The following is a 16,789-nucleotide window of genomic DNA, read 5'->3' on the forward strand; positions in this document are numbered from 1 at the left end:
GTGGGTCACATTGCGCATACCGTTCCGGGCCCTGAACCGACCGTTCCCGTTCGATTACAGTGCTGAGCTGTCGGACGTACGGGCGGTTCCTGGGGAGGTCTCGGTGGGTGCGACAGCCGGTGCCGTCTGGGGCCGTGCCGAACAGCAGGACTTCCGGAGCAGGGTGCGCGGGACGCTGCTCGGCGCGGCGCTCGGCGATGCCCTGGGCGCGCCGGTCGACGGGCTCGGCGTGGCGGAGATCCGGGAGGCGTACGGCGCGGAGGGGCTCACCGATCTGGCCTTCGGGTACGGCAGGCGCGGCGCCGTCACGGATCTCACGCAGCTCACGCTGTTCAGCGTCGACGGGCTGATCCGTGCCCAGGTGCGCCGCGACACCGGCGCCTGGCATCCGCCGACCGATCTGCACCGGGCCTACCGCCGCTGGGCGGCCACCCAGAGCGACTGGGGGCCCGACGAGCGCCGCAAGGACGACGGCTGGCTGGCCCGCGAGGAGTGGCTGTACGCCCGCCGCGACCCGGCACGCTCCTGTCTGCTCGGCTTCGGCGACGAGACGATGGGCACGCTGGACGCGCCCAAGAACCCCGGCGAGCTCGGGCCCGAGGCGGCCGCCCGCTCCGGGCCCTTCGGGCTGCTCGTCGGCTGGGAGCCGCAGCTGGTCGTGCAGCTCGCCGTCGAGTGCGCCGCGCAGACGCACGGGCACCCCACGGCGTATCTGTCGGCGGGCGGGTACGCCGTGATCGTGCACGCGCTGGCCCGCGGCGAGAGCCTCGACGCGGCCGTGCAGAGGGCCCTCGCGATCCTCGCGGCGCGGCCGGGGCACGAGCCCGTCACCGACGCGCTCCAGCACGCTCTGGGCGCGGTACGGCAGGGAATGCCGTCGCCCGGACGAGTCGAGGAGCTAGCAGGGGACGGCACGGCGGCGGGGTTGCTCGCGGTCGCGGTGTACTGCGCGCTGGTCGGGGAGGACATCCGGCACGGCTTGTGCCTGGCGGTGAACCAGGGTGGGGCCTCGGGTGTGGCGGGCGCCCTCACAGGGGGACTGCTGGGGGCGCTGCACGGCGAGACGGCCCTTCCGCCGGCCTGGCTGGCGGAGCTGGAGGGCCGTCCCACGATGCTGGTCCTCGCGGACGACTTCGCGATGGAGATGACGCAGGGCCCGGCGTTGCACGGGCCGGGCGGGTCGTCGCCCGGCTGGCTGAGCCGGTATCCACGGGGCTGAGGCCTACGGTGTGCGCGCTGTTCCCCGCGCCCCTTTCGGGGCCGCGGGGAACAGCGCGAACGGGATCCGGGGCGGAGCCCCAGGGACGGGACGGGTAGGGGCGGCGGGGACGAAAACCGCCTAGTCCTTCACCGGGGTCGCCACCCCGTCCGGCGCCCCCGCCGGCGCGGGAACGGCCGCGGAGGCCGCACCGTCGTCATCCGTGTTGATCTTCTCGATGATCGCGTCCCGCTCAGGCGTGTCCTCGGGCCTCAGGAAACCGATGAGGATGTACAGGACGAGGGAGATGACCATCGGGACGGAGACCTGGTACTCCAGCTTCACATCCGTGCGCTGGGAGAAGTCCAGGTTGTAGTTGACGAAGAAGAAGGCGAGCAGACCGCAGGCCCAGCTGGTGAGGGCCGCCGTCGGGCCGGACTTACGGAACGGCCGGAGCAGACCCAGGATGAACGGGATCGCGATCGGGCCCATCAGACCGGCCACCCACTTGATGACGACCGTGATGATGTCCTTGAACGTGGGGGAGTTGACCTGCGTCGCCACCGCCATGGAGAAGCCGAGGAAGGCGACGGTGGTGACGCGGCCCGCGACCAGGCCCGTCCGGGTGTCCCAGGCCCGCGCGGCCTTCGACAGCACCGGCATCACGTCCCGGGTGAACACGGCGGCGATCGCGTTCGCGTCGGAGGAGCACATGGCCATCGTGTGCGAGAAGAACCCGACGACGACCAGGCCCAACAGGCCGTGCGGGAGCAGCTGTTCGGTCATCAGGCCGTACGCGTCCGACCCGTCGGGCTTCTTCGCCGTGACGAGGAGCGGCGACAGCCACATGGGGATGAAGAGGATCACCGGCCACACGAACCACAGCCCGGCGGACAGGAACGCCGAGCGCGTCGCCTGCTTGGCGCTGCCGGTGGCCATGTAGCGCTGGGCCTGGTTCCACATGCCGCCGTTGTACTCGAAGAGTTTGATGAAGAGATACGCGATGAAGAAGACGGTGAGATACGGGCCCGCGAAGCCGTCCCCGTGACCGTCCAGCTTCGGCGAGTCGAGAGCCTTGGACAGCCCGCCCTGGTCGGAGATCTTGTTCAGCGCGATGATCAGCATCGAGACACCGGCGAGCAACTGGATGACGAACTGGCCGAGTTCGGTGAGCGCGTCGGCCCACAGCCCGCCGATCGTGCAGTACACGGCCGTGATGCCACCGGTGATGACGATGCCCTGGGTGAGGGTGACCCCGGTGAACACGGTGAGCAGGGTCGAGATCGCGGCCCACTTCGCGCCGACGTCCACGATCTTCAGCAGGATGCCGGACCAGGCGAGCGCCTGTTGCGTCGGTACGTTGTAGCGGTCCTTGAGATATTCGAGGGGCGAGGCGACGTGCAGTCGGGAGCGCAGCCGGTTGAGCCGGGGCGCGAAGGCCTTGGCGCCGATGGCGACGCCGATGGCGATGGGCAGCGCCCAGGTGACGTACGAGGTGATGCCGTAGGTGTACGCGATGCCGGCGTACCCGGTGAACATCACCGCGCTGTAGCCCGACATGTGGTGCGAGATGCCGGACAGCCACCACGGCATCTTGCCGCCCGCGGTGAAGAAGTCGCTGACATCGTCCACACGCTTGTGGGACCAGATACCGATCGCGGTCATGACGCCGAAGTACGCGACCAGGACGGCCCAGTCGAGACCGTTCATGTGCCCCCTCCAGGGGTCCGCCTTGTGAACCTGCAGATACCGGACGGCACTTCGCCAGTACGCATGGGGGTCCCCCCTGCTCTGGGGGTACCTCCCAGGCCCTTGAGGCACTGGGGGAGAAGCCGAGAGCTTGGGGGAGGGCGGCGCCCCCGTGCGGGAGCGGGGACTTCGGGGATTGAACCGCTGGTTCGACCAGCCGGTCAAGACCTCTCGCGGTCACAGATATGAACACAGATCAGAAAGCAGAACGTTTTTGCCTCTACTTTACCCGTAGGGCTGTTGTCGTGCTCGTGACGTGGAACACACGATGAGCGGGCACTTCGTCAGCAGGACATCAACTCGCCGATCGCCACGACGATCGGCGGCGATCGGCAGGACGACAGAGACGACGGGCGTACGGGATGCGGGTCCCGTGCGACTGGGAAGGGAGCCGCGACGGCCGTGCCTACCGCATGAGTTCGCCGGCGTTCACGAGCAGCGACTGTCCCGTGATCGCGCGCGCCCGGTCCGACGCCAGGAACACCGCGGCGTCCGCCACATCCCCGTCCGTGGCCAGCTCGGGCAGGGCCATCCGCTCGGTGAGCCGGGCCAGTACGTCCGCCTCCGGCACGCCCTCGGTGTGAGCGGTGAACTGGACATACGCCTCGACGGGCGGGCCCCACATCCATCCCGGCAGCACGGTGTTGACCCGTATCCGATGCGGGCCGAGCTCCCTCGCCAGGGAGTACATCGCGCTCGTCAGGGCGCCCTTCGACGCCGCGTACGCCGCTTGCCGCACCTGACTCGGCGCGGCCACCGACGACTGGGTGCCGATGATGACGACTGCGCCGCCGCGCGACTTGAGCGCGGGAAGGCAGGCGCGGGTCATCCGCAGGGTGCCGAGCAGATTCACGTCGATGACCGACTGCCAGGTGGCGAAGTCGGCGTCCTCCAGGCCGCCGAAGTAGCTGTCCCAGGCGGCCACATGGACGACCGCGTCGATCCCGCCGAACCGCTCTGTCGCCAGCGCGGCCAGCGCCTCGCACTGTCCCTCGTCCGTGATGTCCGTCGCACGGTAGGTCGTGTGCGCGCCGTCCGGATCGAGTTCGGCCGCCGACTTGGCCAGGTGCGCCTCCGTACGCGCACCGAGCACCGCGTTGCCCCCGTCGCGCACCACGGCCGCCGCGACCTGATGGCCGAGACCGGCCCCGACTCCCGACACGACGACGGTCTTGCCCGCGAGCAGTGACATCGGAAGCCTCCCTGGCTCTGGCGCATTGTCTGACGGAGCGTCAGAGTATGGGCGTCCGGCGGAAGAAGGAAGGGGATCGTCATGTCGGAGGAGACCCGCAGCGAGACGTACGGCGAACTGGCCGCCCTCGGCCCGTACGGCGTCCACCCGGGCCACGCCCTGATCACCATGGTCGAACCGCACCCGGGCCACGAGTACGCGTACAACCGCTGGTACGAGGACGACCACTACTACGCAGGCGCGATGGCCATGCCCTGGATGTACGCGGGGCGTCGCTGGGTGGCGACCCGTGACCTCCAGCTCCTGCGCTACCCGGAGAAGTCGGCAATCGCCCAGCCGGTCACCGCGGGCTGCTACATCTCCACGTACTGGGTCACCGAAGGCCGCTACGACGACCACATGAAGTGGACGGTCGGCATCAACAAGCGGCTCAACCGGGACGGCCGCGTCTACCAGGACCGTACGCACGTCTTCACGGCCTTCCAGGACCATGAGGCCACCGTCTACCGGGACGGGGCCGCCGGTCCCCGCGACTTCCACGCCCTCGACCACCCGTACGCGGGCCTGGTGGTCGAGGTCGTCGACGCGGAATCCGCCGCACAGCGCGCCGAGTTGCTGGAGTGGCTGCGCTCCCGGCACCTGCCGAAGCGCCTCGCGGGCTCACCCGCGGCCATGGTCACCGTCTTCCGCCCCACCCCCCTCCCCGGCGACCGCATGACGTACGTCAAGCAGGTCGAGGGCGTGGACACCCGGCTGACCCTGCTGTGGTTCCTGGAAGCGGATCCGCGGGAGTGCTGGGAGGAGTACTTCACAGGGCTGGACACGGCGGTCGGCGAATCGGGGCTGGGGAGGGTGGAGCTGGTGGCGCCGTTCATTCCTACGGTGCCGGGGACTGACCGGTACGTGGACCGGCTCAGGTAGCCGCCGGGTTCGGTAAGGCCGAGCCCCCTCGGCCGGGACGGCGGGCCAGTCGAGAGGGCTCTGTACGTGACGCGTATGAAGTTGTCTGTGGTCATGTGTCAGGCGAGGTCTTAAACGCCCCGGCTCACCTCGGCCACGAAGGCATTCCAGGCGTCCGCGGGAAAGGCCAGCGTGGGGCCCTGGGGGACCTTGGAGTCGCGTACGGCCATCGTCGCGAGAACCGGGGACTTGACCTCGACGCAGGCGCCGTTGCCGGTGGAGTAGGAAGACTTGGTCCACGTGTCGGTGGCGCCCTGCTGAATTGCCATGTTCGCTCCAGTAGCGAGTTGTTGAGTTGCTGTCACCGCGCTGCTGGTTCGCTCCGGAACCCGCTGCTCGGTTTGCGCCAACGTTGTTGTTCGGTGGCGTGATCGACGCTACTCGCCAACATCGGCCCACGAAGCGACTATTCACTCGACTGGATGGCATATTCCATGGGGGTCTTCCGCACTGGTGTGGCGAAGGTGTATTGTCCGGCACCTTCCCGGCGGGGCTGCCGTCATGCGCCTCGGCGAGACCGCCGTCCCGGCCTCAGCGCGCGTACTCCTTCGCGATGTCGGCGATGAACTGACGCGACTGCTCCACGTTCAGGGCCTGCGCCCGCAGATGCTCGTACATCACGCTGTACTTCTGGACGTCGTTCGCCTTCTCCAGGTACAGGTCGCTGGTCACGCCCTCGATGTAGACGACGCTGGAGTCGGCCGCGTCGGGGAACTCGAGGATCGCGTACTGGCCGTTCAGTCCCGGGTGCGCCCCCATGTCGAAGGGGATCACCTGCACGGTGACGTGCGGCAGTTGGGACTGCTCGACGAGGTGTTCCAACTGGTCGCGCATGACGGAGCGGTTGCCGACGGCCCGGCGCAGGGCGGCCTCGTCGAGGACGGTCCACAGGCGCAGCGGGTTGTCGGGGGCGGAGATTCGTTCCTGCCGCTTCAGCCGTACCTGGACCCGCTTGTCGATGTCGCCGGGCGCGGTCTCGGGCAGGGCGCCCGCGATCAGGGCCTCGGCGTACGGCCGGGTCTGCAGGAGGCCGGGGACGACCTGGGGGTCGTAGACGCGAAGTGACGCGGCGTCGGTTTCGAGCCCGATGTAGACGCTGTACGGGATGTCGCCGAAGGAGTGCCACCAGCCCTGCTGCCGCGAGTCCTTGGCCATCTGCATCAGCGAGTCCACGATCCGGTGGTCGTCGACCTCGTAGACTCCGCACAGATCGCGGACGTCGCGCTGGCTGATACTGCGCCGTCCGTTCTCCAATCGGCTGATCTTCGACTGGGAGACCAGCAGCCGCTCGGCGACCTCTTCGGCCGTCATGCCCTTGAGCTCGCGGAGCCGACGCAGTTCCTGGCCCAGCCGGCGCCGCCGGACAGTGGGATTGACATTGGACGCCACGGGACGTGCACCTCCGGCTGCGGACCTCTACTTTGCGTATCTGCTGTTGAGCAGACTGCCACCAAGGTGCTTTCTACCGCTGGGAAACAGCGGATATGCGCTGGGTAGGCGCCAGTTCGAGGATCCGGCGTGTATATGCGGCTGCCCCGGCCTCCGTCGAGGCTCGCGCGGATGCGGCCGCGCGGGGCGATGAGGCCGTGTCGTCGTCCGGACGTACGGCCTCATCGCCCCGCGTGAGCCAGCGGCTCCCGAACCGGTCTTGGGGACTGCGGTGCGGCGCTGAGGTACTGGCGGTGCTGGTCGTGCTGGCGGTGCTGATACTGCGTGTGGTGCCGGGTGCCGTGGGGCTGCGGCTCAGTGGGCCACGGCTCGCGCCATGGAACCGCGGCGCGGTTGCATCGGAACACCGCGGGCGGGTTCCGGTGCGGTCCTGACTCCGGCAGTGGCCGGGCGGCCTGCCGGTGCCGGGCTGCGGCGCGGTTGTGCGGCCACACCGTTCTGGACGTCCATGACCGCGTGAGCTACGAGACCGCCCATGGGGTCGTGCCTGATCAGGTCCCGCAGCCGGGAACGGGACGAACGCCCCTCATTACCCGGATACAGGTGCTTGCCGAGACCGACCGCATGGGCCAGCGCGGCGAGCGCCGCGGTCCGCGGGTCCGGCGGGACGCCGGTGCGGATCGCGCTGTCCAGCCGGGACCTGATCTCCCGGCTGATCGCCGTGTCCGTCGCTTGGTAGCGAGTCGTCGGCAGCACCCCGCACATCTGGCCGGCCACGGCATGGACCATGCCGCACCTCTCCAGATGCGAGAGGTAGGTCTGGCGAAGTCCCAGTCGGGGTCCACCAATCCAGTTCACTGCGCGTACGGGTGCTCCGCGTCGGCGCAGCAGTTCCAACGCACAGTCCAGTGTTGGATCTCCAGTCGGCCGTGGGGCCACCACGGCGATACGATCCCCGTCTGGGGCTATCCGTCCGGCCAGCGCCAGCTCCACTAGCTGTGCTCCGGCCAGACCTAGGTCGAGCGACTGCGGCTGTGCGGTGGTACCCGTGGTCGGGTCCAACGCCAGCAGCAGAAGCTCCTCCGGAAGTGTTCTGCGGCTCCTGCCCATCCATGCCTCCCCGCGTGGATGAATGACAGGGTGACCCCTCTCACATTGGTCTGTCGAGGGCGCGTGACCGGAATGTAGTGGAACCGGTAGGTATGTCGTTCTCGTCTACCGCAGGGGTTAAGCCCTCACACAGGACACTGGTACATGGTTCGGACAGCGGTGTCCGGGCGGCGGTTGCAGGGTTTGACGGTTCGGTTGGCGCACGGAGGGCGTGTGCCGCATGGAGGAGGCATCGGTGGCGGGCGAGTCCCCCGACAGGTCGAAGCAACACGAGTCGTCGGCGTCGTCGGCAGAACCGACGCCGGGGGCCCCGGCCGCGGTTCCGGGTCCGGCGCGAGGTGCCGCGTCGGCCTCGACCCCGGCCCCGGCTTCGGTCGACCCCCGCATGGCGGTGGCCCGCGAGCGGGCCGCCACGGTGCGGGTGGATCAGGCTACGGCGGTGTTCTCCACGAAGGCCTTGGCGGGTGCCGAGCGGGGGGACTCCGCCGAGCCCGGCGAGAAGGGCTCCGAGGGCGACTCCCGACTGCGGGCGGCCGTGGCCGCGTGGGTGGCCGGGGCCGACGGGGACGACTCCCCGGCCACCGGGGAGTCCGGTCGCGACGACCGTGACGCTGCCACGGGGCGCTCCACGGACGGCGAGGGCTCCGACGCGGGGCGCTCCACGGACTCCGAGGGCTCCGACGTAGCCGCGGACGACGACGAACCGACCGATGACGGCGACGGCGACGACGCGGCGACGTCGGGCGTGGACTCGCCGCGCGATGCGGGGGACTCCCGCGGGGAGGACACCGACGCGGCTGCCGACGGCGCCGCGGCGACGTCCGGGTCGGGGGCCGAGCCGGCGTCCGACGAGGCGTCAGCTTCGTACGCCGAAGCGGTCGAAGGCCGGGACTCCGTCTCCGACGAGGACTCCGTCGCCGACGAGTCCGACGGCAAGGCCGAGACCGCGGCCGGTTCCGCGTCCCGCGCCGGCTCCGCGCAGGCCGCCGGCGAGACCGGAAGCCAGGCCGAGAGCGCGACGGGCTCTGCGCCCGACCCCGGCTCCGGCTTCGCGCCCGGTGCCGAGTCCGCCCCCGGCGCCGCCTCGGCGTCCGCCTCAGCCTCTGCGTCCGCCGGCGACGAGGCTTCTGCCGCCGGTGAGTCCAGGGGCGAGGCCGAGACCGCGCCCGGTTCCGAGGCCGCCGCCGCCTCCGGCTCGGCATCGACCTCCACCTCCGAGGCCGACGCCGGGTCTTCGTCCGCGTCCGCCTCCGGCGCCCGGGCCGCGTCTGCGTCCGCCGCGGACTCCGGCTCCGCGTCTGCCTCCAGCGGTGCTCCCGAGACCGCGGCCGGTTCCGCGGCCGCCTCCGACTCCGCGTCAGGCGCCGAGTCCAAGTCCAGGTCCGTCGACGACACCTCGGGCGAGGACGCAACCCCCAGCCCGAAGGGCACCACGGAGGACTCCCCGAACGGGCCCTCGGCGGCGTCCCCGAAGGCCGCCTCCACGGTCGCCAAGGACTCCACCACCCCCGAGCCCCCGGTCGACCAGCCCACCGCGATCTTCAAGGCACCCCGGCCCCCGGCCGTGGACCAGCCCACCACCATGCTCAAGTTGGGCGGTGGCACCAAGCCGACCACTGAAAAGCCCGCGACCGAGCCCGCGCCCAAGCGCGAGTCCGACGCCGAGCGCACCAGCAAGTTCGTCGCCCTCAAGCCCCTCGACGAGCCGGCCGCCCCGGCGAGGCCGAAGACCACTCCGCCTCCCGGCACCGCGACCAAGCCGGCGGCAGCCCCCGCCCCGGGAACCGCCGACAAGCCGGCGGCAGCCACCGCCGCGCTCCCGCAGGTCGGGCCCGAGCGCACCACCCAGCAGCCGCTGCCGCCGAAGCCCCCGCTGGATCTGCTGGCCGAGCTGACGAACACGCCGCCGCCCCCGCAGACCCCGGTCCGGACGATCGTGCGGCGGGTCAAGATCTGGACCCCGATGGTCCTGCTGCTCGCGGTGATCTTTGCAGTCGTACAGGCCGTGCGCCCGCTCCCGACTCCGGCACTCGCGCTCACCGCCGACGAGACGTACACGTTCGAGGGCGGCAAACTCGACCTGCCCTGGCCGGGGCAGGGACAGTCGGCGATCGAGGTCGAGGGCGTCGGCAGCCTCGGCACGGAGGGCAAGCAGACGCCCGCCCCCATTGCGAGCGTCGCCAAGATCATGACGGCGTACGTCATCCTTCAGGAACACCCGCTGAAGGGGAACGAGGGCGGCGAGAAGATCACCGTCGACCAGCAGGCCGAGGACGAGTCGAAGCTGCCGGACGAGTCGACGGCGGCGATGTCGAAGGGGCAGCAGTTCACGGAGCGCCAGATGCTCCAGATGCTGATGATCCCGTCCGGCAACAACGCGGCGCGGCTGCTGGCCCGTTGGGATTCCGACAACAAGACCTTCGTCGGCAAGATGAACGCCGCGGCGAAGAAGCTCGGCATGACGAAGTCGACGTACACGGACCCGAGCGGTCTGCAGAAGACGACGGTGAGCACCGCCACCGACCAGCTCGAGCTGGCGAAGGCGGTGATGCAGAACGAGGTTTTCCGCAGCATCGTCTCGATGGCCAGCGCGAAGATCCCCGGCCTCGACAAGCCCATCTACAACAACAACGACCTGCTGGTGAAGCAGGTCGGCGTGATCGGTCTGAAGACCGGTTCGTCGACGCCCGCGGGCGGCAACCTGGTGTGGGCGGCGACCAAGACCGTGAACGGCAAGACGCAGACGGTCTACGGCGCGGTGCTCGGCCAGAACGCCGGCACCGGCAAGGTCTGGGACAGCCTCCAGCTGGCACTGACCAACAGCCAGAAGCTCATCGACAAGGTCCAGCAGAGCCTGACCTCCGCCACGGTGGTGAAGAAGGGCGACGTCGTCGGCTACGTGGACGACCAGCTCGGCGGCCAGACGCCCGTCGTCGCCACCAAGAACATGACGGCGGTCGGCTGGCCCGGCCTGAAGACGAAGCTGTCGATCGGTGACGAGGACGGCGAAACGGTCCCGCACTCCGGCAAGGCCGGCACGGTCGTCGGCCGGCTGACCGTCGGCGACGGCTCCACTCACGCCGTGACGATCCCCGTCGCGCTCCAGTCGGACCTCGCCGAGCCCGGCCTCGGCGCCAAGCTGACCCGCGTCAGCTGAACGGACGTACGCACCGGTGACGTACTGCGATACGCACCGGTGACGTACGCCGGGTACGAAGCGGCGCACCGCACCCCACGGGCGGAGCCACACCCGGGGCGCTCCCCGGCGGGGTGCGTGCTAGCGTCGCTGAGTGGCCTCGGGGCTGGTCGTGGGCCGCGGCTCCCGGCGCAGAACGGACAACGGGACACGGGAGAGCCTTGCAGTGGCGACAGCGGAGCCGACACACGCCGACGACGCCGATCCGGGCCCAGGGGCAGGCCCGCGAATACCGCTGCGCGCCCCTACCCCTGACAGAGCGCGGGACACAGAGTCCAAGCCGGAGCACAGCACCCGCCTGAGCCGTTTCCTGCGCCACCCCGTCGTCGTCGCCACCGCTCTTGCCGGCGTCCTCCATGTCGTCTGGTTCTTCACGTTCGCGAACAGTGGTGGGGATCTCGCCGCGCAGGACGCGTGGGCGGAGTTCGTGGGGCGGCACCCGGACTCGGCGTACAACCTCGCCTGGTACGGCGGGATGCACCCGGTCTCGTACAGCGTGGTGTCGCCGTATCTGATGTCGGTGCTCGGCGTCCGTACGACGATGATGATCGCGGGGACGATCTCGGCGGCCCTGCTGACGATGATCCTGATACGCAGCCGGGCGGTGAAGAACCCGCTGTGGCCCGCCTTCGCGGGCGTCTTCGCGCTTTTGTGCAACGCCATCTCGGGCCGGGTGACCTACGGCCTCGGCCTGGTGTTCGCGCTCGCCGCGGCCGCCACCGTCTTCTGCTGGCCCTACCGCTGGCGCTACAAACGCTGGGCGAAGGCCCTGTGCGCGGCACCGCTCGCCGCACTGGCGACCGCCGCGTCGCCGGTCGCCGGACTGTTCGTCGGTCTGGTCGCGGTGGCCCTGTTCCTGCAGAAGCGCCGCCCCGGCGCGTACGCCCTCGGCATCGCGCCCGCCGTCGTGGTCGCCGTATCGGCCTGGCTGTTCCCCTTCTCCGGCACCCAGCCGATGGCCTTCTACTCGGTCATCCTGCCTTTCCTGTACTCCGTCCTGGTCTTCGTCCTCGTCCCCGAGGAGTGGAAGACGGTACGGATCACGGCGGCGGTGTACGGCGCCTCCGTGCTCGGCGTCTGGCTGATCAGTTCGCAGATCGGCACCAACATCTCGCGCCTGGCGATGCTGTTCGGCGGAGTCGTGCTGCTGGCGGCCCTGCCCTTCACCGTGCCGAAGTCGCGCAAGTGGTACGCGATCGTCGTCGCCTTCATCGGACTCAACGGGTGGATCGGCTTCAAGGCGGTCGACGACATCGTGCATACGACCCCGGCGGCGTCCTGGGCGCGTGAGCTGGCCCCGCTCGTCCATCAGCTCCAGGTGGTGGGCGCCGAGAAGGGCCGTGTCGAGGTCGTCCCGGCCCGCTCCCACCGCGAGGCTTCCGCCCTCTCCCCGTACGTCAACCTCGCCCGTGGCTGGAACCGCCAGGCCGACATGGAGCGCAACCCGCTCTTCTACGACGACACCCTCAACTCCGCGAACTACCACGAATGGCTGCAGCGCTGGGCCGTCCACTACGTGGTGCTGCCGAAGGGCGAACCGGACGGGGACGGCGGTGAGCGGGAGCGTGAACTGGTCCAGCGGGGGATGCCGTATCTGCGCCAGATCTGGGGCGACGCGAACTGGCAGCTCTTCGCGGTGACGGACCCGGTCCAGCTCGCCGAGCCCAACGCCGTCGTCGACCGCGCCGAACAGGGTGAGCTGACGCTCGAGGTGAAGAAGGCGGGCCGCATTCTCATCCGGATCCCGTACTCCCCGTGGCTCAGCATCGTCGATGCCGAGGGCAAGAGCGTGAAGCCGCCGCAGGAGACGGAGCAGTCCAAGAACCGTGCCGAGGGAGTGCCGAAGACGTACGACAACCTCCATGGTTGTCTGATGCCGACGGAGGAGACCGCGGCGGGCGACAAGTGGACCGAGCTACTGGCCCCGAAGCCGGGCACCTACCACCTCGCGGCGCCGTACCAGCTCCCCCGGGGCACCCCCTGCCCGGAGGAACTGCGCTGACCCGCCCGAGCCGGGTTCAGAACGTTTATTCGCCCCCTCCGCCCCTGCCCGTCCCGTACCAGCCTTTCGGCTGCGCCTTCAGGGGCGCGGGGAACTGCGCAGTCGGGGGTCTGGGGGCGGCAGCCCCCAGGGACGGGACGGGCAGAGGCGGAGGGGGCGAACAACACCCCGCCCGAGTCATCGCACCGGAAACGCCACGTCGCACACCGCGTCCTCCGGCCCCGCGGCGTCCCAGTCCGCGAAGTACACCTCGCGACAGGGACCGTCGTACGAGAGCCCCCGCTCGGCGATCCACGCCTCGACGGCCTCGAAGGCGGCGAGGATCTGGGGGTGGGCGACCTGCGCCTTGGTGATGCGGGTGTAGGCGAGCCGCTGCGCGGGCTCGACGCGGACCTTGGCCTGCCAGGGCAGGCCCCGCTTCGCGGCCCAGACACGCGCGGCGTCCGCGTCGGCGACGGGAACGCATGTCTCCGCAGGCCCGTCGCTCTCGGTGCTGACCTCGGCGTAGTAGACGACGAAGGGCGCACCGGTGATCCCCCCGCACTGCTCCGCGCCCTCCTCCAGCCGCCCCAGCGAGGCCGGAATCCAGACCGGCAGCTCGTCCGCCAGGGTGTGCCGCGTCTCCGTCAGCACCACCCGCTCCGGTACGTCCACCGTCTCGACCACGAACTTCCCGTACATCTCGGAACTCCTTCCCGACAGCCGTCCACGGAGGTACTCGGCGAGCGTCCGCTGCGCCGCGAACCGTGCCTCGGCGTCATCCCAGTACGCGGCGAGGAGATCGGCGCCGGCCCGGCTCTCCGCCTCGACCACCTCCGCGATCCTGGCGAGCGGCATGTCGAGCTGGCGCAGCAGCGCGACAAGGCGGGCGCGTTCGACCTGGCCGGCGCGGTAGTAGCGGTAGCCGCTGGCCTCGTCGACGTGCGCCGGAGCCAGTAGTCCGAGCCGGTCGTACAGCCGAAGCGCCTTCGGCGAGAGCCGCGCGCGAGCGGCGAACGCGCCGATCGTGAGCAGTTCCTGATCCGCCGGGCCGGGCTCCGACCGTGGTCCCCGATGCGCGTGTTCCTGATGCACGAGCCCATCCTCCGTCACCGGGCGCCTTCCGCCCGGTGACACAGGACGTTGCCCCTTGCCCCAGGGGCAAGGTCAAACACGTCGGAGTCAGCCGGCGAGCTGCTTCTCCACCGCCGCGACGACCTCCGCGGACTCCGGCTCGGTCTGCGGCGAGAAGCGGCCCACGACCGCGCCGTCCCGCCCGATCAGGAACTTCTCGAAGTTCCAGCGGATGTCCCCGCTGTGCCCCTCGGCGTCCTCGGTGCCGACCAGACGCTGGTACAGCCCGTGCCGCCCGTCCCCGTTCACCTCGACCTTCTCGGTCATCGGGAACGTCACGCCGTACGTCGCCGAGCAGAACTCGGCGATCTCCTCGGAGGTCCCGGGCTCCTGCCCCATGAACTGGTTGCAGGGCACGCCGAGCACGGTGAAGCCCTGGTCGGCGTAGCGCTCCTGGAGGCGCTCCAGGCCCGCGTACTGCGGGGTCAGCCCGCACTTGGAGGCCACGTTCACGATGAGGACGGCCTTGCCCTTGTACTGCCCCAGATCGGCGGAGCCACCCTGAAGGGCCCCGATTTCGACGTCAAGCACAGAGTTGTCAGTAGTCATAAGCGGATGCTAACTCCGGCGGATGACTTGACCGTCAGCCCCGCTGGGCTGTGACGAGCACCTCACCGGCCGCCGTCCGCGAGTACAGCACCGACCGCCCCGCCCGCCGCCGCTGTACGAGCCGCGCGTCCAGCAGCACCTTCAGATGCCGTCCGACCGAGCCCAGCCCCTGCCCGGTCACGGCGACCAGCTGGCTGGTCGACATGGGGGAGTCGAGGAGGACGAGGACGCCGGCGCGGGCCGGTCCGAGGAGCGCGCCGAGACTCTCGGGCACGGCTTCGGCGCGTACGTCGGCCAGCGCACCCGCGCACGGGTAGACGACGGCGTACCTGTGGGGCTCCTCCCAGGACACCCAGCCGGCCTTGGGAGTGACGGGCACGAAGAGGAGCTGCGCTCCGGAGATTTCGCGCGGCGGATACTCGTGGAGGTTGACCTGGAGGCGGTTTCCGCCGAGCCAGCGCGTCCCCGGCCGCAGCGCGTCCAGCGCCGCTGCCCAGCCGCCCTGGCTCAACTGCGCCGTACGGGCGACCACATCCGCCTCCAGGATGCGCCGTCGCCGGTCCCAGTACGGCCGTACGGCCTCGTCCCATACGTGGGTGAGGAGCTCGGCGGCGCGCCCGGGCAGATCGTCGCGGTCCACCAGCCGGTCGGGCAGCGGGCCGCGAAGGGAGACGGCGAGATGGGCGCGAGCGTCGTCCGGTGACGCCTCCCGTACCCGGGCGACCTCGTCCTCGAAGGTCTCGTCCCCGTGCGGCGTCGGGGTGAGGAAGTCGGCGATCCACTCCCGCCCGAGCCCGGAACGGATGAGCAGCGCGGTGACCGGGTCGCGGGCGAGGCGCTTCCGGTACGCGGGCAGATGGGCCCGCAGCCAGGCCTGCTCCCCGGGATGCGCGCCCACGCCCGCGTGCAGCACCTTCAGGCTCGCGAAGGTCTCCGCGAGCGGCGACAGCACGAAACGGCTTCCGGCAAGGGTGTCGGCGTTGACCTGCCACCAGCCCATGCGACGCCCCCCTCGTCTTGGTTTCGCCTCCGCGCGAAACAATAACGACCGCCTCGCACGGCCCCCGAGACTCCGCCCATGCGCAGCTACTCCGACCTCTTCCGCACGCGGGAGTTCACCCCGCTGTTCCTGTCCTCGTGCTTCAAGACCGCGGCCTCGACGGTGAGCGGTCTGGCCCTCGCCACCCTGGTGTACCGCGCGACGGACTCGCCCCTGCTCTCCGCGCTGAGCATGTTCGGACCGTCGCTGGCGCAGGTCGTGGGTGCGACGACACTGCTCTCAGCGGCGGACCGGCTGCCGCCGCGGGCGACGGTGACGGGCATCGCGCTCGCCTTCGCGCTCGGTACGGCGGCGATGGCGACCCCCGGCCTTCCGATCTGGACGATCTTCGTCCTGCTCCTGCTCCTCGGCCTGGTCCAGTCGTTCGGCGGTGGAGTCCTGTGGGGCCTGCTGAACGAGATCCTTGCCAAGGAGGGCTACCTGCTGGGCCGTTCGGTGTTCAACATGATGAGCGGCGTCGCGCAGATCACGGGATACGCGACCGGTGGCGTCCTGGTGGCGCTGCTGTCCCCGCGGGTCACACTGCTCCTGGCGGCGGCCCTGTATCTGGCGTCGGCCCTGACCGCCCGCCTGGGCCTGACCCGCCGTGCTCCGCGCGCCGCCGGCCGCCCGTCCGTCGCGGAGACCTGGCGCACGAACGCGCGCCTGTGGTCCTCGCCCGAGCGCCGCACCCTCTACCTCCTTCTCTGGGTCCCCAACGGCCTGATCGTCGGCTGTGAGTCGCTGTACGTGTCGTACGCGCCGAGCCGGGCGGGCGCGCTGTTCGCCTGCGCGGCGTTCGGCATGTTCGTGGGGGACGTGACGACGGGCCGATTTCTCCCGCCTCGGGTGCGCGCCCGTCTGGGCATCCCGTTCCTGCTGCTCCTCGCGACGCCGTATCTGCTCTTCGCGCTCCGGCCCGGGATCGGCGTGGCGGCGGCCGCCGCGGCCGTGGCCTCCATCGGCTTCGGCGCGAGCCTGATCCAGCAGGAACGGCTGGTGTCCCTGATCCCGGACGAACTGAGCGGCCACGCCCTGGGGTTGCACACGGCGGGCATGCTGACCATGCAGGGCGTGAGCGCGGCGCTGGCGGGCGGCGTCGCCCAACTCACCTCACCCGGTACGGCGATGACGGTCATGGCCGTGGCCTCGATCGCCGTGACGCTGACGCTGGCACCGTCGCTCCTCCGTGGCCGTACCGCGTCCCGGGATCGCCAACACCCGGAGGTGTCCGCACCAAGGGAAAGACAATCCGGAGTGAACTCTCCCTGAATTGAGCAAAGTTGTGCGGC

13 protein-coding genes are annotated in these 16,789 nt (G+C 70.4%); 5 read left to right on the forward strand and 8 right to left on the reverse strand.

Features of this window, described 5'->3' with window-relative positions:
- Positions 1 to 103: 103 nt before the first annotated feature.
- Positions 104 to 1,219 carry an ADP-ribosylglycohydrolase family protein gene (locus tag ACIBK0_RS33070; RefSeq protein ID WP_399087981.1) on the forward strand — a complete coding sequence of 372 codons (1,116 nt, stop codon included), beginning with the start codon at positions 104 to 106 and terminating at the stop codon, positions 1,217 to 1,219.
- A gap of 120 nt (positions 1,220 to 1,339) precedes the next feature.
- On the opposite strand, the gene ACIBK0_RS33075 is transcribed toward ACIBK0_RS33070, so the two are convergent.
- Together ACIBK0_RS33075 and ACIBK0_RS33080 are read right to left on the reverse strand one after the other, a co-directional pair.
- Entirely contained in the window at positions 1,340 to 2,908 is a 1,569-nt protein-coding gene (locus tag ACIBK0_RS33075; protein ID WP_399087983.1) for a sodium:solute symporter family protein, read from the reverse strand.
- A 445-nt stretch (positions 2,909 to 3,353) separates the two neighbouring features.
- Complete coding sequence (locus ACIBK0_RS33080; protein WP_399087985.1) at positions 3,354 to 4,139, reverse strand: SDR family oxidoreductase; 786 nt, start codon at positions 4,137 to 4,139, stop codon at positions 3,354 to 3,356.
- An 81-nt stretch (positions 4,140 to 4,220) separates the two neighbouring features.
- Between ACIBK0_RS33080 and ACIBK0_RS33085 the strand changes: the two genes are divergently transcribed.
- Entirely contained in the window at positions 4,221 to 5,060 is an 840-nt protein-coding gene (locus tag ACIBK0_RS33085) for a hypothetical protein (RefSeq protein WP_399087987.1), read from the forward strand.
- A gap of 110 nt (positions 5,061 to 5,170) precedes the next feature.
- Here ACIBK0_RS33085 and ACIBK0_RS33090 read toward each other — a convergent pair whose 3' ends face one another.
- The 3 genes from ACIBK0_RS33090 to ACIBK0_RS33100 form a co-directional block, all read right to left on the reverse strand.
- A complete protein-coding gene (locus tag ACIBK0_RS33090) occupies positions 5,171 to 5,368 on the reverse strand; it encodes a DUF397 domain-containing protein (protein WP_399087989.1) in 198 nt (65 codons plus the stop codon).
- 262 nt (positions 5,369 to 5,630) lie between these two features.
- The gene (locus tag ACIBK0_RS33095; RefSeq protein ID WP_399087991.1) at positions 5,631 to 6,488 is read right to left on the reverse strand and encodes a helix-turn-helix domain-containing protein; all 858 of its coding nucleotides are present in this window, start codon (positions 6,486 to 6,488) and stop codon (positions 5,631 to 5,633) included.
- 354 nt (positions 6,489 to 6,842) lie between these two features.
- Positions 6,843 to 7,598 (reverse strand): GPP34 family phosphoprotein, encoded by a 756-nt coding sequence (locus ACIBK0_RS33100; RefSeq protein WP_369247303.1) that lies wholly within the window; start codon positions 7,596 to 7,598, stop codon positions 6,843 to 6,845.
- A 220-nt stretch (positions 7,599 to 7,818) separates the two neighbouring features.
- Between ACIBK0_RS33100 and ACIBK0_RS33105 the strand changes: the two genes are divergently transcribed.
- Together ACIBK0_RS33105 and ACIBK0_RS33110 are read left to right on the forward strand one after the other, a co-directional pair.
- Positions 7,819 to 10,755, forward strand: a complete 2,937-nt coding sequence (locus ACIBK0_RS33105) for a serine hydrolase (protein WP_399087994.1) — start codon at positions 7,819 to 7,821, stop codon at positions 10,753 to 10,755.
- A 205-nt stretch (positions 10,756 to 10,960) separates the two neighbouring features.
- Positions 10,961 to 12,796 (forward strand): MFS transporter, encoded by a 1,836-nt coding sequence (locus tag ACIBK0_RS33110; RefSeq protein ID WP_399087996.1) that lies wholly within the window; start codon positions 10,961 to 10,963, stop codon positions 12,794 to 12,796.
- A 177-nt stretch (positions 12,797 to 12,973) separates the two neighbouring features.
- On the opposite strand, the gene ACIBK0_RS33115 is transcribed toward ACIBK0_RS33110, so the two are convergent.
- From ACIBK0_RS33115 to ACIBK0_RS33125, 3 genes are all read right to left on the reverse strand, one after another.
- Positions 12,974 to 13,870: a MerR family transcriptional regulator gene (locus tag ACIBK0_RS33115; RefSeq protein WP_399087998.1), complete on the reverse strand. Its 897-nt coding sequence runs from the start codon at positions 13,868 to 13,870 to the stop codon at positions 12,974 to 12,976.
- 87 nt (positions 13,871 to 13,957) lie between these two features.
- Positions 13,958 to 14,458, reverse strand: a complete 501-nt coding sequence (locus tag ACIBK0_RS33120) for a glutathione peroxidase (protein ID WP_399088000.1) — start codon at positions 14,456 to 14,458, stop codon at positions 13,958 to 13,960.
- 34 nt (positions 14,459 to 14,492) lie between these two features.
- Positions 14,493 to 15,458, reverse strand: a complete 966-nt coding sequence (locus ACIBK0_RS33125) for an ArsR/SmtB family transcription factor (RefSeq protein WP_399088003.1) — start codon at positions 15,456 to 15,458, stop codon at positions 14,493 to 14,495.
- Positions 15,459 to 15,536: 78 nt separating this feature from the next.
- On the opposite strand from ACIBK0_RS33125, the gene ACIBK0_RS33130 reads away from it, so the two are divergent.
- Positions 15,537 to 16,769, forward strand: a complete 1,233-nt coding sequence (locus ACIBK0_RS33130) for an MFS transporter (protein ID WP_399088005.1) — start codon at positions 15,537 to 15,539, stop codon at positions 16,767 to 16,769.
- Positions 16,770 to 16,789: the final 20 nt, after the last annotated feature.

Source organism: Streptomyces sp. NPDC050564 (assembly GCF_044457265.1).
Lineage (GTDB): Bacteria > Actinomycetota > Actinomycetes > Streptomycetales > Streptomycetaceae > Streptomyces.

Coding starts and splice junctions, on each gene's coding strand:
- ACIBK0_RS33075 (WP_399087983.1), bottom strand. CDS start 2,908: ATGAACGGTCTCGACTGGGCCGTCCTGGTCGCGTACTTCGGCGTCATG.
- ACIBK0_RS33080 (WP_399087985.1), bottom strand. CDS start 4,139: ATGTCACTGCTCGCGGGCAAGACCGTCGTCGTGTCGGGAGTCGGGGCC.
- ACIBK0_RS33085 (WP_399087987.1), top strand. CDS start 4,221: ATGTCGGAGGAGACCCGCAGCGAGACGTACGGCGAACTGGCCGCCCTC.
- ACIBK0_RS33090 (WP_399087989.1), bottom strand. CDS start 5,368: ATGGCAATTCAGCAGGGCGCCACCGACACGTGGACCAAGTCTTCCTAC.
- ACIBK0_RS33100 (WP_369247303.1), bottom strand. CDS start 7,598: ATGGGCAGGAGCCGCAGAACACTTCCGGAGGAGCTTCTGCTGCTGGCG.
- ACIBK0_RS33105 (WP_399087994.1), top strand. CDS start 7,819: ATGGAGGAGGCATCGGTGGCGGGCGAGTCCCCCGACAGGTCGAAGCAA.
- ACIBK0_RS33120 (WP_399088000.1), bottom strand. CDS start 14,458: ATGACTACTGACAACTCTGTGCTTGACGTCGAAATCGGGGCCCTTCAG.
- ACIBK0_RS33125 (WP_399088003.1), bottom strand. CDS start 15,458: ATGGGCTGGTGGCAGGTCAACGCCGACACCCTTGCCGGAAGCCGTTTC.
- ACIBK0_RS33130 (WP_399088005.1), top strand. CDS start 15,537: ATGCGCAGCTACTCCGACCTCTTCCGCACGCGGGAGTTCACCCCGCTG.